Here is a 16,266-nt window from a genome sequence, read left to right on the forward strand (position 1 = left end):
ACTGATCTTGCCCCTATTTCACCGGACACTCAGGCGGTTGCGTTTTGAGCTGCGATGAACTCGCGGGGCGAGCGCCATTTCAGCCCTGAGTGCGGATGGTTCTCGTTATAATCTTCGAACCAGCCATCAATCAATCCGAGCGCGGTTTTCGCATCCGGTAAAGGCGTCACGCGCACGTAGTCGCGCTTGAGTGTATGCACGAAGGCTTCGGACAGGCCATTGCTCTGCGGGCTCTTCACCGGGGTGAAGCAGGGGCGCAGGCCGAGCTGCCGGGCGAAGATGCGCGTATCCTTCGCCGTGTAGGGCGCGCCGTTGTCGCTGAGCACCTCGACAGGGTGTGGCGCTTGGCAGGCACCAAAGCGCGTCTCAACGGCCTCGAGCATCATGTCGCGGATGTCCGATCCGCTGATGCCGGCATTCACCACCACGCGCCAGGCGATGACCTCGCGATCATGCGCATCGATGATGAAGGCGCCGCGCACCACGTCGCCGTTCCAGCACGTGAACTCGAAGCCGTCGGAGCACCAGCGCAGGTTCGAGCGCATGACGACCACCTTGCCGTTATAGGCCTGCTCCGGACGCTCGGTGTATTTGCGTGCCAGCAACAGGTTGTTCGCTTTCATGATCCGATAGACGCGCTTGTGATTGACGGGCGCCAAACCATCAGCCCGCAGCTTTCGGTTCAGCACCGCCGTGATCCGCCGGTAGCCGTAGGTCGGGCGCTTCGCGACCAGCCGCTCGATCAACGGCAGGATCGCCGCGTCTTGCGCTTTATGATAGCGCCGACGCGGCTTGGTCTTGCCGCTCACCCGCTCGTGCAGGTTCGAGCGTGAGACCCCGAGCGTGTCCGCCACGGCCTTCATCGGGAACCGTCCTTCTTCAGCGACCCGGCAAGCAAGGTCGGTTTTTTTGCCCGTGACCGGTCCAACGCCTCCCGAAGGATCTCGGCCTCCATGGTCTTGCGGCCGAGTTGGCGCTCGAGCTCGCGAATGCGATCCTCCATCTGCCGCACCTTCTTGTTGCTGGTCACATCGTCGTCCCCGCTCACCGCGACACTCCCTCCTTCCAGCATCAGCTTGCGCCAACGATACAAAAGATTGGGCGCCACGCCATTGCGGCGCGCGACAGCCGAGATGCTCTCGCTGCCGTCCAGCGTCTCCTCGACGATCCGCAGCTTTTCGGCGGAACTCCAGCGGCGCCGACGCCCGCCATCTGTGATGATTTCAACTTCAGACATGAGCACGTGCTTAGGGATATCCCTAAGCCTCCTGGTTCAGGCCCAGGTGTCCGGTCGAAAATGGGGCCAGTTCACCGACCCCTTCCTCGACCTCCGGCGCAGTCTTCTTGAGGGTTCCATTGTTGGTCACGGACTGGACGAGGTCTTTCCATCTGGGGCCCATTTGCGAAAAGCGTTCCACCCCTGTTCCGGAGTGTTTCAAGAAACGAAGAAACTCCTTAAGAAGAAAGGTTTGTTCCTGATCTTCTATAGTGCCTTGAAGCGCCAGTATCTCGCATTGCGTGGCGAGCCAGGTCCACGACCAATGGAAAAGTCCCGTCTTGCGGAGAAGCGTCTTCGAGACAACGACCGGGGAGTGATCCGCCTTGGCGACAAACTGGTTTGAAATCGTGATAACCGCGTCGATTCCGTTGGCCCTTGCCAGTTCCAGGTATCGTTGCACTTGATCCGGATCGAGCTTGGACTTGCCAATCTTGGCTTCTACAAGCGCGCTCCAAGTATTCTTTCCGGTTGAGACAACGAGCAACCCGTCGGGTCGGTTGCCTTTTTCGTTGCCTTCTTTAAGCACAATCTCGGTATACGCCTCGATTTTCGTGCGCTTACCGACTCGCAGTCCAACGGTGTTCAACACGGCTCCGGCAAGGGGCGGCATCTGTGGCAATAGCGACAGAAAAATGGACGCAATTCTGTTTTCGCGGCTGGTGTCCGCGAGAACAGGGAAAAGTCGAGCCCGTTCGCCTTGCTTCAAATACTCTGGCAGATCAGTCATTTTATACCTACCCACTGTCATTACAGTAGGAAGGTATTTGGCTGGACGTCAACTAATTCAATATTTTGGGTTGAAAGGAGCGTTCGGCCCTCGGTTTGCTGTGGTTTCGCGGGCTGATCTTTTGTGAATAAGATAGGGGGCGCCCGGGTCGGGCGCCCCTCGGTGTGCGGTGTCATGTCTCCGCATCAGCCGTCGAAATCGACCTCTTCGATCAGGCGCAGCGCGGCGGGGCGCAGCGCGGCCAGGTCCATCAGGTTGACCGGGTCGGCGGTGAACTCGCCCCAGCCACGGACCAGTTCGGCCGGCTTGGTGCCCGGTGCGATGGGGTATTCGTAGTTGGCCTCGGCATAGATCTTTTGCGCCTTGGGCGATGTCAGGAACTCCATCAACGCCAGGGCGTTTTCCCGGTTGGGGGCATGTTTCGTCATCGCCACGCCCGAGATGTTGACGTGGGTGCCGCCGCCCTCGAACTCGGGGAAGATCAACCGCACGCTGTCGGCCCAGGCCTGCTGTTCGGGGTCCGCCAGCATCTTGCCCATGTAGTAGGTGTTGCCTAGGCTGACGTCGCATTGGCCTGCCCAGATCGCCTTGATCTGTGCGCGGTCGTTGCCCTGCGGCTTGCGCGCCAGGTTGGCCTTGACCCCTTGCAGCCAGTCGCGGGTGCCGTCCTCGCCCTTGTGGTGCAGCATCGCCGCCACCAGCGCCACGTTATAGGGGTGCGTCCCCGAACGGGTGCACACGCGGCCCTTCCATTTCGGGTCGGCAAGGTCTTCGTAATTGGTCAGCGCCCCCTCGGCGACGCGTGCCTTGCTGGCATAGACGACGCGGGCGCGGGTGGTCAGGCCCCACCACCGCCCGTCGGGGTCATGGTAGATGTCAGGGACGTTGGCATTGAGCGTCTCGCTTTCCACCGGCTGCGTCAGCCCGGCGTCGACGATGGCCGACAGGCGCGAGATATCCACCGTCAGCACCAGGTCGGCGGGCGTGCGATCGCCCTCGGCATTGAGCCGTTCGACCAGCCCGCTTTTGAGGAAGGCAACGTTGACGTCGATGCCGGTCTGCTTGGTAAAGGCATCGGTCAGCGGCTCCAGCAGCTCGGGCTGGCGGTAGGAGTAGAGGTTGACCTCCTGCGCCATGGCGGGGGCGGCAACCGCCACGGCGGCCGCGGCCAGCAAAAAGGACTTCAGTGTCTTCGGCATCGTTCACCCTTTCGGATCAGTGTTGCGGTGATCCGGGTATATTCCGACAAAAACACTCGGGTCAATAGGTGAATGATTTAGTCGGGTTTAAGGCGCATCCTCGCCCCGCTCAACGGCCTTGGCCGCATCCCACAGCGCGTCCATCTCCGAGAGGTCCGAGTCCGCCGGGGATTTGCCGCGCGCCGCAAGCTGCGATTCGATATGGCTGAAGCGTCGCGTGAACTTGGCGTTGGCGGCGCGCAGGGCGGTTTCGGCATCGACGCCCAGGTGACGGCCCAGGTTGACCATGACGAACAAAAGATCGCCGAATTCCTCTTCCATCTCGGCTTGCGTCAGCTCATCGCGCGCCTCGGCCAACTCGCCCGCCTCCTCGACGATCTTGTCCAGCACCTCGCCCGTCTGCGGCCAGTCGAAGCCCACCCGTGCAGCGCGCTTTTGCAGCTTCAGCGCCCGGGTCAGTGCCGGCAGGCCGCGCGCCACCCCGTCAAGCGCGCCGGACTGGTCGCGCGCGGCGCGCTCGGCGGCCTTGATCGCCTCCCAGTCGCGGGTTTGCTGGGCGGCGGTCTTGTCGCGGCTTTCGTCACCGAACACATGCGGATGGCGGGCGACCATCTTGTCGCCGATGCGCTGCGCGATGGTGTCGAAATCGAACAGCCCTGCCTCGGCCCCGATCTGGCCGTGAAAGACCACCTGCAACAGCAGATCGCCCAGTTCCGCCTCGAGCTCGGGCCACTCGGCGCGCTCGATCGCGTCGGCGACCTCGTAGGCTTCCTCGATCGTGTAGGGCGCGATCGAGGTGAAATCCTGCGCCACGTCCCACGGGCAGCCGGTTTCGGGGTCGCGCAGACGGCGCATGATCCACAGCAGGCGGGGCAGGGGCGCGTCGTCGTGTCGGGCGCTGTCGTCGGGCATTGCGGCGGCTCCGTTGCTGGTGTTGAGTGCAACCTGACCCGGGCCGCTGGTGAAGTCCAGAGCGGCGCCGGAGGTGACCGGACAGAGGACAACGCGCATGGCATTGGAAGACGCAAAAACCCAGGTCGATCAGGCCTTCACCCGTGACGAGTTGCGCGGGCTGACGCATGAAAACACCTTCGGGGGCGCAACATCGTTCCTGCGCCGGCGCTATACCAAGGAGTTGCGCGGCGTCGATCTGGCGGTGACCGGCGTGCCCTTCGACCAGGCGGTGACCAACCGCCCCGGCGCGCGCCTGGGCCCGCGCGCGATCCGCGAGGCAAGCGCCCTGCAACCCTATGATCCGCCCTATGGGTGGGGCTATGACCCGTTGGGCGAATTCGCCATCGCCGATTACGGCGACATGGCGTTCGACTATGCCAAGGTGGCCGATTTTCCCGCCGCGCTGCGCGCCCATATCGGCGCCATCCTGGATGCGGGGGCGGGGGCGATCATGCTGGGCGGCGATCACTATTGCACGCTGCCCGCGTTGCAGGCCCATGCCGAAAGGCATGGGCCGATGTCGGTGATCCAGTTCGACGCCCATTCCGACCTGTGGCGCGATGACGACATGGATCGCATCGACCACGGTACGATGATGTACAAGGCGGTGAAGACCGGCATCGTGGACCCGGCGCGCTCGTTCCAGATCGGGATCAGGACGGAATGCGACGACTACCTCGGCATGTCCTACATCGACGCACGCAGCGTGCACGAGGCGGGTATCAAGGCGGCGGTGGCCCGCGCCAGGGAGCTGGTGGGCGATCACCCGGTCTACATCACCTTCGATATCGACGCGCTCGACCCCGCGTTCGCGCCCGGCACCGGCACGCCGGTCTGGGGCGGGTTGGCCAGTTGGCAAGCGGCGGCGATGCTGCGTGACCTGGCCGGGATCAACCTGGTCGGCGGCGACGTGATGGAGGTCTCGCCCCCCTTCGACACCACCGGCGCCACGGCGGTGGCGGGCGCGCATGTGGCGATGGAGCTGATCGCGCTGTGGGGTTGGACGCGGCGCGCGGCACGTTAGGATTGCCCCGTAAGTATAAGGAGAGGCTAGATGAAATGGCTTGTTGGCGCCCTGTCGGCCGTGCTTTTGATCATTGTGGGTTTTGCCGTTTGGGTGCGGCTGGCCCCGTCCGACCCGGCGCGCTGGCACATGGCACCCAAGGCCGCGCAGGACCGCGACATGCGCGCTGGCGTGATCCGGGTGATCGACGGTGGCGCCGACGATCTGGCCCGGCTTGACGCGATCATCCGCGCCACGCCACGTACCGCCCACTTGGCCGGGTCACTGGACGAGGGCATGCTCACCTATGTCACGCGCTCGGCGCTGTGGGGGTTTCCCGACTACACCACCATCGTGCAGCGCGGCGGTAACCTGACCATCCACGCGCGGCTGCGGTTCGGGCGCTCGGATTCGGGGGTCAACAAGGCCCGGGTCGCGCGGTGGCTCGAAAAGCTGGGGCGCGGCGGATGAACTGAGACAGCCCGCCGCCACCTCGCGCCACATTGGCACATTGAGCGACATCTGGCATTGCGCGGTGAACATGCGACCGTCGACTTGCAGGCAGATGCTTTGCCCAAGTTCGACCCGCGCGCCGTTGCGGTCGGTGCAATAGCAATCCACCGTCTTGCCGCCGATGGCGGCATCGGCATGCCCCGCGGACGCGCCCGCGACAGCGAACGCGGATGTCACCAGCACAAGGGTTGCTCCGCGCGTCATCGCGCCACTCTAGCATGGGTCGGCCCCTTGACCAAATGGGGCGAATGGCGCAGAGCACGGTCCATGATTTCGCGCGACCGGCTGGACCGGATCACAGACCGTTTCGAATATCTCGAAGCCCGGATGGCCGAAGGCGGCGGCGACATCGCCGCGCTTGGCCGGGAATATGCCGAGCTGCGCCCGGTGGCCGAACAGGTTGCGGCCTATCGGGCATTGCAGGCCGAGTGCGACGAAACCCGCGCGATGCTGGACGATGACGAGATGCACGCCCTGGCACGCGAGGAGATGGCAAGGCTGCAAAAGCGTCTCGAAGAGGTCGAGGCGGAATTGCAAAAGGCGTTGCTGCCCAAGGATGCCGCTGATGCCCGCCCGGCGATGATCGAGATCCGCCCCGGAACCGGGGGCGAGGAGGCGGCGCTGTTCGCCGCCGACCTGTTGCGCATGTACCAACGCTACAGCGAGGCGCGCGGCTGGAGCTTCGACATCGTCGAGATGCAGGAAACCGAACTGGGTGGCATCCGCGACGTGGTCGCCCACGTCAAGGGCGCGGGCGTCTTCGCGCGGCTCAAGTTCGAATCGGGTGTACACCGGGTGCAGCGCGTGCCGAGCACCGAATCCGGCGGGCGCATTCACACGTCGGCGGCCACCGTGGCCGTGCTGCCCGAGGCCGAGGCGGTGGATGTCGAGATCGACCCGAACGATTTGCGCATCGACACCATGCGCGCCAGCGGCGCCGGCGGCCAGCACGTCAACACCACCGATTCGGCGGTGCGCATCACCCACCTGCCCACAGGTATCGTGGTGACCAGTTCGCAGAAATCGCAGCACCGCAACCGCGAGATCGCGATGGAGGTGCTGCGCGCCCGCCTGTTCGATATGGAACGCCATCGTGTCGAAGGCGCCCGCGCCGCCGACCGGCGGGCCCAGGTCGGCAGTGGCGACCGCAGCGAACGCATCCGCACCTACAACTTTCCGCAGGGGCGTGTGACCGATCATCGCATCAACCTGACGCTCTACAAGATCGACCAGGTGATGATGGGCGATCTGGACGAGATCATCGACGCGCTGATCAGCGACCACCAGGCGGCGCTGATGGCCGAGGCGCAGGATGGCTGAGCCCACCACCCAGGACACACAGACCACGATCGCGGCGACGCTGCGCGACGCTGCGCGCGATTTGTGCGCGCATGGCATCACCGGTGCGGTGGGCGACGCGCGCCACCTGATGGCGCATGTGCTTGGCGTCGATCCGGGGCGGCTTATCCTGATGGGCGACGACCGGCTTGATCCGGCAAGCAGGAACCGGTTCCACAAACTGGTCCGTCGCCGCGCGGCGCGAGAGCCGGTGTCGCACCTGACCGGGCGGCGGCTGTTCTATGGACATGACTTCGCGGTCGACCCGGATGTGCTGGACCCGCGCCCCGAGACGGAAACGCTGATCTGCGCGGCGCTGGCCGCGCCCTTTGCCACGGTGCTCGACCTTGGCACCGGGTCGGGCGCGATAGTGCTGACGCTGCTGGCCGAACGCCCCTTGGCCACTGGCGTCGGCACCGATCTGTCGGCGCGCGTCCTGGCCGTTGCCGCGGACAACGCGCACCGGCTTGGGGTGGCCGAAAGGTGTGCGCTGGTGCAAAGCGACTGGTTCGCCGGCGTGGCGGGCCGCTTCGATCTGGTGGTGTCGAACCCGCCCTATATCGCGGCCGACGAAATGCCGGGGCTGGCGCCCGAACTGGCGCATGAGCCGCGCATGGCGCTGACCGACGAAGGCGACGGTCTGGGGGCCTACCGCGCCATCGCGGCCGGCGTGCGCGACCACCTCGCGCCCGGCGGGCGGGTGCTGCTGGAGGTCGGGCCGACGCAGGCCGCGGCGGTAGCCGCGCTGCTGCACCGGGCGGGGCTGGGCGATATCGCCGTGCTGCCCGACATGGATGGCCGCGAGCGCGTCGTTGTGGCGAGGCGCGGCGAAAATGCAACGGAAAGTGGCTCAAATCGCCCGGAATGCACATAAATTTTTGCCCGACCCCTTGTCACTACGCTGCAGGCATGACATTCGGGGGTTGTCAGTGCGGTGGATGCCAGCAGGCGATCCTGCCTGACGCCAAGCCAGAAAGTGTTGTGGGCCCCGAATATCTGGTCGCGCATGAGGCGCACCGCGGGACGCAACGAAAATGTGCCAAGGCTGGACAACTGAAAGCATGAGATCAAGCAAATCGAGGTCGCGGTCGAAATCGAACCGCAATTCCGGGCGCTCTGTCGGGAACGTTGTCAACCGGGTGTTCGAAAGCTCGGGCCCCGAAGGCAAGGTGCGCGGCACGCCGCAGCAAATCATCGACAAGTACAACCAGTTGGCGCGCGATGCGCAACTGGGCAATGATCGGGTCGCGGCGGAAAACTTCCAGCAGCACGCGGAACACTACCTGCGCATGCTCAGCGAAGCGCAGCGCGAAATGGATCAGCGCCGCGAGCAGCAGGAACGCGAGAACCGCGAGCGCCAGGCCGAACGCGACCGTGCGCAGCGCCATGATCGCGACGGCAACGGCAATGATGGCGGCAATGCCCCCCCGCAACAGGGTAAGCCGAAAGAAGCCGACAGCGCCACGCAGGGCGCAGAGGTGGCGGCGGAAGGCGAGGGCGTCGACGAAAGCACCCTGGTCGAGACGCCCGAGAACAAGCCCAGGAAACAACGCGCGCCTCGCGGCCGCACCGGTATCCCGCGCAAGCCCAAGGGCGAGGGCAAGAACGACCGCGACAACAGCAAGGCGGCGCGCAACGACGGGCAGTCGGGCGGCGACGACAGCGGATCGGACAAGTCGGATAATTCGGGCGACGACGGCACCCCGCCCGACACGCCGGCGGCGGCAGAGTAGGCGCGCGCCGGCTCAGCCCGCCGGCCCGACCGCCCGCGCCAGCGTGCAGAACTGTTCCAGCGTCAGCGTCTCGGCGCGGTCGGTGGGGCGTATGCCGGCGGCGGTCAGCACATTCTCGATATCCGGGCACAGCCCTCTGAGCGCGGCACGCAGCATCTTGCGGCGCTGGTTGAACGCCATCGCCACGACCCGCTGCAACACCGCCGGGTCCGCCGGGTAGCGAGGCTCGGGCAGGGCGGTCAGGTGCACCACCGCCGACGACACCTTGGGCGGTGGGGTGAAGGCCGCAGGCGGCAACGTCATCACGATGCGCGCATCGCAGCGCCAGGCGGCCAGCAGTGCCAGCCGCCCATAGGCCTTGGAGCCGGGCGTTGCCACGATCCGCTCGGCCACCTCGCGCTGGAACATCAGCGTCAGGCTTTGCCAGAACGGCGGCCAGCGCGGCGGCGTCAGCCAGCGCACCAGCAATTCCGTGCCCACGTTGTAGGGCAGGTTGGCCACCACCCGGATGGGTGGCGTCAGCCGCGCGGCGGCATCGACCGACAGCGCATCGCCCTGCACCACTTCCAGGCGCCCGGGATGGGCGGCGGCGATCTCGGCCAGCGCCGGCAGGCAGCGCGGGTCCTTCTCGATGGCCAGCACCTTGCGCGCGCCCTCGGCCAGCAGCGCCCGAGTCAGCCCGCCGGGGCCGGGGCCGACCTCGAGCACGTCCGCCCCCGACAGATCCCCGGCCTGGCGGGCGATCTTTGCGGTCAGGTTCAGATCCAGAAGGAAGTTCTGCCCCAGCGATTTGCGCGGTGCCAGCCCGTGCGCGGCGATCACCTCGCGCAGCGGCGGCAGGGCGTCGAGGCCGCTCATGCCCGCGCGCGGGTGGCGGCCATGCGCGCGGCCATTTGCAGCGCCGCGATCAGCGAGCGCGGATCGGCCCGCCCCTGCCCGGCGATGTCCAGCGCGGTGCCGTGATCGGGCGATGTGCGCACGAAGGGCAGTCCCAGCGTGACGTTGACGCCGCGCGCGAAATCCAGCGTCTTGATCGGGATCAGCGCCTGGTCGTGGTACATGGCGATGGCGACATCGAAGCCGGCGCGCGCGCCCTCGTGGAACATCGTGTCGGCCGGCAGCGGGCCGAAGATGATGTATTGCATGTCCTGGTAGCGCTGGATGACCGGGGTGATCACTTCGATCTCTTCGCGCCCCATCGCGCCGCCTTCGCCGGCATGGGGGTTGAGCCCGGCCACCGCGATCCGTGGCGCGTTTATGCCGAAATCCCGGCACAGCGCGGCATGGGTGATCTCGATCGTGTCGGCCAGGAGTTCGGAGGTCAGGGTCTGCGAAACCTCCGACAGCGGTATGTGGATGGTCGTCGGCACCACCCGCAGCGCGTCGCAGGCCAGCATCATCACCACCCTGTTCACGCCCGCCAGCGCGGCCAGGTATTCGGTATGGCCGGGGTGGGCGAAATTCGCGCCCTCCTTGAGCGCCTGCTTGTTGATCGGCGCGGTGCACAGTGCCCCTGCCGCGCCTGATTGCACCAGATCCACGGCGCGGGCGATCACATCGACCACCGCGGCGGCGTTTTGCGGGTCGATCCGGCCCGGCGTTGCCACCGCGGGAAAGGGATGTTCCAGCACCGGCAGCCCGTGCGGCAGGGCTGCGCGCACCTCGGCCGGGTTGTCGATTCGCGCCACCGGGGTGCCCGATGGCAGGTGGCGCGGATCGCCGATCCAGAAGAACGGCAACGCCCCGTCGAGTTCGGCCCACGCGCCGGCGGCGATTTCCGGGCCGATCCCGGCCGGCTCCCCGCAGCTCAGCGCGATGGGGTCGATCATTTCTCGATGATGCGCGCGTCGGCGCGCAGTTGTTCAAGATAGCTGTCGGCGAAGGATTCCAGCCGCTGGCGGCGCAACTGCGCCTTGATGTCCTCGCGCGAGGCATCTTCCTGCGCGGCCGGCGTGCGCCCGCACAGCATCAGGAAAACCAACGCCTGGCTCCCGTCATCGGCGGTGCGCGTGAGGTTGGTCGAAATCTCGCCGGAGTCGAGCTTGGCCAGTTCCAGCGCGATGTCGTTGGGGATGTCGCCGGGGGGGCGCGCGTGGCGCGTGAGCCGGGTTTCGGGCTGGCCCTTGGCGACGCCGTAGAGATCATCGCAGGTATCCACGCGGGCACGCAGATTGCTGGCCGTGCTCAGTGCGGCCTCGGTGCGGCCACCGGGGATCAGGTAGGTCGCATAGTCGATCGCGGCATAGTCGGGGGTCTTGACGCCGGCCTCCTGGATGTCGCGCAACTGGAACAGGGCCACCGCGCCATCCAGGGGCACCGGGTCGGTCACCTGCCCCGGCGCCAGCGAAAGGATCATCGGGCGCAGGGCGGCGGGCAGCTTGGTGATCGGCATCCAGTCGAGGCGCCCGCCATTGTCGCGCGTGGCGGCGGCCGAGTATTTGCGCGCCGCTTCGGAAAACGCCTGCGTGCCGGTGATCTGGCTGAGTTGGCGCGCGCGCGCCTGAACCTCGGCGGCCTGCGCGGGCGGCGCGGCCATGATGATTTCCGACAGCAGCACGCGCACCGAACTGCCCCCCGACACGGCGCTGAGCGCCTTGTCGACATCGGCCTCGGTGATGCGCACGCGCGGTCCGAAACGTGCAGCGACCAGTTCGCGCCATGTCACGCCGGCGGTGACGAAATCGCGCACCGTTTCCGGCGCCACGCCCTGGCGCTTCATCGTGGCGATGAACTGGTCCGGCGTCATGTCGCCGCGGTCGGCGAACTCCTTCAGCCCGGCCTCGATGCCTTGCTCGGTCAATTCCAGCCCGCTGTCGCGGGCCGCGGCCATCTTGAGCCGTTCCTCGATCAGTTGCTTGCGCGCCAGTTCTGTCGAGTCGCCCGGCGCGCCCAGCACGCCTAGCAATCGCGCGCGCTGCTCGATTTCGTAGCGCGTTACGACCGAGTCGTTGACCTCGATCACCGGGTCGAACAGTCCCTGCGCGGCAACTCCGACGGGGTTTGTCGCGATCGCGCCGACCGCCAGCAGGGCCAGGGTCAGCAGTCGCTGTACGTATCTCATGATGTTCATTTCCTGCATGTCCGGGCGTAACTATCACCCTTTGCGCTTGCGCTAAACCCACTCAACCCAACGGTAAAGCCGAAATTCGTCGATGGGGCGACCAGTGCCGACGACGTGAACCGCCGCGATACCGACACGCCGATCTCGACGCACTCGTTGCGATATTCCAGCGCCACCCCCGCCCTGGCGGCCTGGTCATTGGCAAGATCATAGCGCCAGTCGGCACGCCCGGTCCAGTGCCGCGACAGCCGGTAGGCGCCGTCGAAAGCCCATTCCGACTGGTCGGCGGGGCGGTTTTCGGCCGCATCCCGGCGCAGCCAGACAACAGAGCTGCCCAGCGACAGCGCGGCCGTTTGCCATTGCGCGCGCGCCTCGCCCTTCGAAAGCGACAGTGCGTCCAGGTCGAGCAGCCCGCGCGCCTCGAGTTCAAGCCCGCCCGGCGCATCGATGCGCCCGGCGACCAGCATGTCGGACGCGCGCCCCGCGAGGCCGGAGCTTTGCGTGAAGGCGGGATCGGGGGTGTCGAAAAAGACCTGTCCCAGGGTCAGGTCGCTACGCCAGCCTGTTGGCCCCATCCGCGACCAGTTGACCCCGACCGCCGCGGCGCCGCCACGTTCGCGCCGGTCGGGGGCGGGAAAATGCGACAGAGACAGCAAGTTGCCCTGGTCGAATTCGACCCGTGTGCTTTCGTCGTTGGGCACGCCCAGGCGGCTGCCGCCGGTCCAGCCCAGCATCGCCACCGGTTCGATCACATGGGTGACCCCGGCGGTGGTGGTTTTCGCCAGCGGCCAGCGCAGCGTCAGCGCGGCATGCGGCGTCGCCTGCGTGTGGGTGCCGGCAGAGGCCGGATCCTGGGCGATGTCGAAGGCGTCGAGCGCCACGCCGGTGACCAGCCCGGCGCGCAGCCCCCCGGCAAGGGTCCAGGTGCGCCGCCAATCGGCGGTGACCCCGGCGCGGGCCACGTCCAGGCCATCGCCGACGAGATCCCCGTCGGCATCCGCGATCGAGTTTGATGTTCGCCGGTGTGCGCTGGTCTCGGCCGACAGGCGCAACTCGCCGCCCAGGGCACGCGGGAACAGGCGCCGCTCGTAGCGCGTGCCGGCGATAATCGTCGGTAGCGTGGCGTTGTTCTCGCCCGGGCGCAGGCTGTTGAAATGTACCAACTCGGCGCGGATGAATTCATCGCGGCGAACGCGCGACAGCTCGACACCGCTGCGCAGGCGATCCTTGTCGGAATAGTCGTATTCCAGCAGGTAAGGGCGATCGCTGACTGCCTCGATCCCAAAGTCGAGCCGGAAATCGTTGCCCAGTTCGAAGCGGCCTTCGCCGAAGACGTGCCCGCGCAGCCCCGAAATCGGTAGCGTATCGTCCGAGATCGAGCCGCTGAACGCGATCCGACCGCGCCGAAACGCCTGCCGGTAGCGCCATTCCAGCGTGGTGGTTTCGGTTGCGATATAGGGCGTCAGCGTCAGGTCGCGGTGGTCGCCCATGCGGATGAAATAGGGCACCCGCACCCCGAAGCCCAGTTGCGTGGATTGATGCAGCGACGGGATCAGGAACCCCGTGGCACGGGTCTGGGTCGGGTCGGGCAGGCGCAAACGCGGCAGCCACAGGACCGGTACATCAAGCACGCGCAGTTGCGCCTGGTCGAAATAGAGCTGCCCGGCTTCCTCATCATGGACCACGCGGCGCGCCCGGATCTGCCACAGCGGCGGCTGGTCGCGTTCGCAGATACGACACGAGGTCGCGGCGACCTTGTAAAGCTGCGTATAGCGTCCGCCGACGCGGTCGATCTGGTTGGCGGCCATCTGAACGCGGTTGTCCAGAACCATCCGCGCGCTGCGCAACAGGCCGCGTTCCAGGTCGCGGCTCAGCTCGGCCGATTCCGCCAGAATGCGCGTGGTGCTGCCCTCGGTCAGCACGATCGGGCCGTCGATCTGCAGCGTTTCGCTGCTGCGGTCGTAGACGATTCGCGTTGCGCGCAGTCGGGTGTCGCCCTGCACCGCCTCGACATGGCCCTCGGCGACAAGGCGGGTGCGGCCAACCACCGACAGGTGGTCGGCAACCAGGATCGCCGGCGCCGCACGCGCCGAATCGCTGGCCGCGGCGTCGCCACGGCGCGGCCCGTCCTGCGCCATCGCCTTCGGCGCCGCCAGCGGCAATGCCAGCAGCGACGCGGCGATGATTGCCCCGATGGTGCGCCTGAGCGCGCGCATCACCCGTCCTCCATGTGCAACACCAGACCCGTGGCCAGCAATACCGAGGCCACCGAGGGCGCCCAGGCTGCCAGCATCACGGGAATCTGGCCGTTCTCACCCAGAACCTGCGCGAAATTGCGGACATAATAAAGCCCGAACCCCAGCATCACTGCCGAGAGCACCGAAACGCCGGTGCTGGCAAAGCGGATGTGGCGCATGGTGAAGGCCGCCCCCAGCAGCACCATCGCCATCAGGAACAGCGGCCGCGCCATTTCCATCTGGTACCAGACGGCGTGGCGCCGGGCCGAGAATCCGGCGGCCCTCAGTTGCGCGATATAGTCGGGCAGGTTCCAGAACTGGATCGCGTTGGGTTTGCCGAAACTGTCCTGGATGCGTTCCTGCGTCAGGGTGGTTGGGATGCGCATTTTTTCGCGGTCGTTCACGCCCTCCTGCGGGTTGATCCCGGCCCCCAGCGGCCAGACCCGCGCGCCCTGCAACAGCCACGTTCCGCCGTCGAGCTGCGCCGCCTTGGCCTGGATGCGCCGGATCGGGCCACCGTCGGCCGCGTAGCTGAGGAAGCTGACACCGAAAAGGATGGTGCCGTCCGGATTGGCGCGCGAGGCGCGGATCACCGTCTGCCCCTCGGGGCCGCCCTGCCTCAGCCACAAACCCTCGGCCGAGATCGACAGCGCGTCGCTGCTGCCCGTCCGGTAGGTGGTGGACAGCGCGTGATAACGCTTGGACGTGGCCGCGACGATCGGGTTCATCGTCGTCACCGCAAGCGCGCCGATCAGCCCGGCCACGATCAGCGGCGCCATCAGGCTGTTGAGCGCCGAACGCCCTGCCGCCCGGGTCACCACCAGCTCGCTGCTGCGCGCCAAACCGAGGTACATCGTCACCGTGGCAAGGATCATCACCAGCGGCATCACGCTGTAGAGCCCCTCGGGCACGTTGAGCAGCGTCAGCCCCAGCAGGTCGATGAATGCAAGATCGCGCTTGGCATGGCGCTGCACCTGTTCGATCAGGTCCACCATCGCCATCAGCACGAAGAACACGGTCAGGATGGCCAGGTAGGTCAGCAGGAACTTGCGCGCGAAATACCGGTGCAGGATCATGCCGCCGCCCCCCCTCGCATGGCCGGTGCGTGCGGCCGGCGCGCTCGCTGCACCCACCACAGCAGCGCAACCGCGATTGCCAGCCCCGTCGCCGAGGGCAGGTAGACCAGCGGCCACAGGGCCGCATTGCGCAGCACAGGGTCGATGATCAGCCCCTCGATGAACTTCACCGCGACCAGCAGCCCGACCGCCGCTATGACCTGCCGCCAGAGTCCGAAACGCGAGAACCCGCCGACCATCAGGGTGGTAAAGCCGATCAGCGCCGCCACGATACATAGCAGCGACTTGTTGAACCGGCCTTGCAGTTCGGCCTCGTACTCGCCGGGGCTGGTACCGGTTGCGCGCATCACGGCGGCCGGATCCCGCAGCAGTTTCGCCGTGGTCAGGAAGTCGAGTTTGCTGCCGGTGTCGGCGCTGGTGTCGATCAGCGCGCTGATGTCGTAGGCAAAATCGCTGAAATGTGTGGTGAACAGCGTGTCCGCCGCGCGCAGGTGGCCTTGCGACAGGCCGTCGATCATCACCAGCCTGGTGCTGGCGTCGCTGCGGGTCAGGTAGGCTTGCGCAGCGGTATAGGTCATGGTGATGTCGGGGTCGCGCCGGTCCGACAGGAACACGTCGCGCAAGGCGCCATCGGGGGTGATCTCGCGGATGAAGAAGGTTACCCCCGCGGTGGGGTGCAGGAAGGTGCCCTCGCTGAGAAGCTGCGCGGTGATATTGCTGGAAAGCTCGGTCTCGCGCTGGCGTAGCCGCTCGGTACTGGCGGGGACGAGGAAATGCTCCAGCGCGCCCATCATGACCGCGACGATCAGCCCGTAGTAGAGCACCGGCCGCGCGATGCGAGCCGGCGAGAACCCCGATGCCTGCATGACCACGAGTTCGCTTTCGCCGATCATCCGGTTGGCGACATAGGCCGCCCCCGCGAAGGCCGCCATCGGCAAGATCAGCGCGATCACCCGCGGCAGGGTCAGGACGGTCAGCTCCACCACCACGCCGGTGGAATGCCCGTCGCCGATCATCCGGTCGAACAGCAGCACCGCCCGGTTGATCCAGTATACCGCGACCAGCACCAGCGCGAAGAATCCGAACAGCACCATCAGTTGCGATAGCACGTATCGGTCGAATCTGCTCACCCGTGCCCCCCGGCAA

Annotated in this window: 15 protein-coding genes and 1 pseudogene; 5 read left to right on the top strand and 11 right to left on the bottom strand. The window is 66.5% G+C overall.

The features are described from left to right. Positions 1 to 29: 29 nt before the first annotated feature. The 4 genes from Q0L89_RS07685 to mazG form a co-directional block, all read right to left on the bottom strand. Positions 30 to 1,255, bottom strand: a protein-coding gene (locus Q0L89_RS07685) for an IS3 family transposase (RefSeq protein WP_296763632.1) whose coding sequence is annotated in 2 segments (ribosomal slippage) — positions 30 to 913 and positions 913 to 1,255 — 1,227 coding nt in all. Because the reading frame shifts where the segments join, the coding sequence is not laid out codon by codon here. Positions 1,256 to 1,259: 4 nt separating this feature from the next. Further along, on the bottom strand, positions 1,260 to 2,006 hold the full coding sequence (locus Q0L89_RS07690; RefSeq protein ID WP_296763573.1) for a hypothetical protein: 747 nt from the start codon (positions 2,004 to 2,006) through the stop codon (positions 1,260 to 1,262). Positions 2,007 to 2,191: 185 nt separating this feature from the next. Beyond that, positions 2,192 to 3,205: a Fe(3+) ABC transporter substrate-binding protein gene (locus Q0L89_RS07695; protein WP_296763575.1), complete on the bottom strand. Its 1,014-nt coding sequence runs from the start codon at positions 3,203 to 3,205 to the stop codon at positions 2,192 to 2,194. A gap of 87 nt (positions 3,206 to 3,292) precedes the next feature. After that, positions 3,293 to 4,117: a nucleoside triphosphate pyrophosphohydrolase gene (mazG, locus tag Q0L89_RS07700; protein ID WP_296763577.1), complete on the bottom strand. Its 825-nt coding sequence runs from the start codon at positions 4,115 to 4,117 to the stop codon at positions 3,293 to 3,295. Positions 4,118 to 4,214: 97 nt separating this feature from the next. On the opposite strand from mazG, the gene speB reads away from it, so the two are divergent. Both speB and Q0L89_RS07710 read left to right on the top strand, forming a co-directional pair. Further along, entirely contained in the window at positions 4,215 to 5,183 is a 969-nt protein-coding gene (speB, locus tag Q0L89_RS07705; protein ID WP_296763578.1) for an agmatinase, read from the top strand. Positions 5,184 to 5,213: 30 nt separating this feature from the next. Beyond that, positions 5,214 to 5,633 (top strand): DUF1499 domain-containing protein, encoded by a 420-nt coding sequence (locus Q0L89_RS07710; RefSeq protein WP_296763580.1) that lies wholly within the window; start codon positions 5,214 to 5,216, stop codon positions 5,631 to 5,633. On the opposite strand, the pseudogene Q0L89_RS07715 reads toward Q0L89_RS07710, so the two are convergent. Further along, positions 5,628 to 5,879, bottom strand: a pseudogene (locus Q0L89_RS07715) (hypothetical protein); the annotation flags it as partial. The gene Q0L89_RS07710 and the pseudogene Q0L89_RS07715 sit on opposite strands and share 6 nt — an antisense overlap. A gap of 63 nt (positions 5,880 to 5,942) precedes the next feature. Between Q0L89_RS07715 and prfA the strand changes: the two are divergent. From prfA to Q0L89_RS07730, 3 genes are all read left to right on the top strand, one after another. Next, positions 5,943 to 6,995 carry a peptide chain release factor 1 gene (gene prfA / locus Q0L89_RS07720; RefSeq protein WP_296763582.1) on the top strand — a complete coding sequence of 351 codons (1,053 nt, stop codon included), beginning with the start codon at positions 5,943 to 5,945 and terminating at the stop codon, positions 6,993 to 6,995. Continuing rightward, the gene (prmC, locus tag Q0L89_RS07725; protein ID WP_296763583.1) at positions 6,988 to 7,887 is read left to right on the top strand and encodes a peptide chain release factor N(5)-glutamine methyltransferase; all 900 of its coding nucleotides are present in this window, start codon (positions 6,988 to 6,990) and stop codon (positions 7,885 to 7,887) included. Before prfA ends, prmC begins: the two co-directional genes overlap by 8 nt. Before the next feature lie 187 nt (positions 7,888 to 8,074). Next, entirely contained in the window at positions 8,075 to 8,746 is a 672-nt protein-coding gene (locus tag Q0L89_RS07730) for a DUF4167 domain-containing protein (RefSeq protein ID WP_296763585.1), read from the top strand. 12 nt (positions 8,747 to 8,758) lie between these two features. Here the strand turns inward: Q0L89_RS07730 and rsmA are convergent, their stop codons facing one another. The 6 genes from rsmA to lptF are packed head-to-tail and all read right to left on the bottom strand — an operon-like array spanning position 8,759 to position 16,250. Next, positions 8,759 to 9,604 carry a 16S rRNA (adenine(1518)-N(6)/adenine(1519)-N(6))-dimethyltransferase RsmA gene (gene rsmA, locus Q0L89_RS07735; protein WP_296763587.1) on the bottom strand — a complete coding sequence of 282 codons (846 nt, stop codon included), beginning with the start codon at positions 9,602 to 9,604 and terminating at the stop codon, positions 8,759 to 8,761. Beyond that, complete coding sequence (pdxA, locus tag Q0L89_RS07740) at positions 9,601 to 10,575, bottom strand: 4-hydroxythreonine-4-phosphate dehydrogenase PdxA (protein ID WP_296763588.1); 975 nt, start codon at positions 10,573 to 10,575, stop codon at positions 9,601 to 9,603. The genes rsmA and pdxA overlap by 4 nt, the downstream gene beginning before the upstream one ends. Next, positions 10,572 to 11,807: a peptidylprolyl isomerase gene (locus Q0L89_RS07745; protein WP_366937904.1), complete on the bottom strand. Its 1,236-nt coding sequence runs from the start codon at positions 11,805 to 11,807 to the stop codon at positions 10,572 to 10,574. The genes pdxA and Q0L89_RS07745 overlap by 4 nt, the downstream gene beginning before the upstream one ends. Before the next feature lie 5 nt (positions 11,808 to 11,812). Beyond that, positions 11,813 to 14,023: an LPS assembly protein LptD gene (gene lptD / locus Q0L89_RS07750; RefSeq protein ID WP_296763591.1), complete on the bottom strand. Its 2,211-nt coding sequence runs from the start codon at positions 14,021 to 14,023 to the stop codon at positions 11,813 to 11,815. Beyond that, the gene (gene lptG, locus Q0L89_RS07755; RefSeq protein WP_296763593.1) at positions 14,023 to 15,120 is read right to left on the bottom strand and encodes an LPS export ABC transporter permease LptG; all 1,098 of its coding nucleotides are present in this window, start codon (positions 15,118 to 15,120) and stop codon (positions 14,023 to 14,025) included. The genes lptD and lptG overlap by 1 nt, the downstream gene beginning before the upstream one ends. Continuing rightward, positions 15,117 to 16,250: an LPS export ABC transporter permease LptF gene (lptF, locus tag Q0L89_RS07760; RefSeq protein ID WP_296763594.1), complete on the bottom strand. Its 1,134-nt coding sequence runs from the start codon at positions 16,248 to 16,250 to the stop codon at positions 15,117 to 15,119. The genes lptG and lptF overlap by 4 nt, the downstream gene beginning before the upstream one ends. Positions 16,251 to 16,266: the final 16 nt, after the last annotated feature.

The organism is Sediminimonas sp. (genome assembly GCF_024637375.1).
GTDB lineage: Bacteria > Pseudomonadota > Alphaproteobacteria > Rhodobacterales > Rhodobacteraceae > Sediminimonas.

Coding starts and splice junctions, on each gene's coding strand:
- speB (WP_296763578.1), top strand. CDS start 4,215: ATGGCATTGGAAGACGCAAAAACCCAGGTCGATCAGGCCTTCACCCGT.
- pdxA (WP_296763588.1), bottom strand. CDS start 10,575: ATGATCGACCCCATCGCGCTGAGCTGCGGGGAGCCGGCCGGGATCGGC.
- Q0L89_RS07745 (WP_366937904.1), bottom strand. CDS start 11,807: ATGAGATACGTACAGCGACTGCTGACCCTGGCCCTGCTGGCGGTCGGC.
- prfA (WP_296763582.1), top strand. CDS start 5,943: ATGATTTCGCGCGACCGGCTGGACCGGATCACAGACCGTTTCGAATAT.
- Q0L89_RS07730 (WP_296763585.1), top strand. CDS start 8,075: ATGAGATCAAGCAAATCGAGGTCGCGGTCGAAATCGAACCGCAATTCC.
- rsmA (WP_296763587.1), bottom strand. CDS start 9,604: ATGAGCGGCCTCGACGCCCTGCCGCCGCTGCGCGAGGTGATCGCCGCG.
- Q0L89_RS07710 (WP_296763580.1), top strand. CDS start 5,214: ATGAAATGGCTTGTTGGCGCCCTGTCGGCCGTGCTTTTGATCATTGTG.
- prmC (WP_296763583.1), top strand. CDS start 6,988: ATGGCTGAGCCCACCACCCAGGACACACAGACCACGATCGCGGCGACG.
- mazG (WP_296763577.1), bottom strand. CDS start 4,117: ATGCCCGACGACAGCGCCCGACACGACGACGCGCCCCTGCCCCGCCTG.
- Q0L89_RS07690 (WP_296763573.1), bottom strand. CDS start 2,006: ATGACTGATCTGCCAGAGTATTTGAAGCAAGGCGAACGGGCTCGACTT.
- Q0L89_RS07695 (WP_296763575.1), bottom strand. CDS start 3,205: ATGCCGAAGACACTGAAGTCCTTTTTGCTGGCCGCGGCCGCCGTGGCG.
- lptG (WP_296763593.1), bottom strand. CDS start 15,120: ATGATCCTGCACCGGTATTTCGCGCGCAAGTTCCTGCTGACCTACCTG.
- lptD (WP_296763591.1), bottom strand. CDS start 14,023: ATGCGCGCGCTCAGGCGCACCATCGGGGCAATCATCGCCGCGTCGCTG.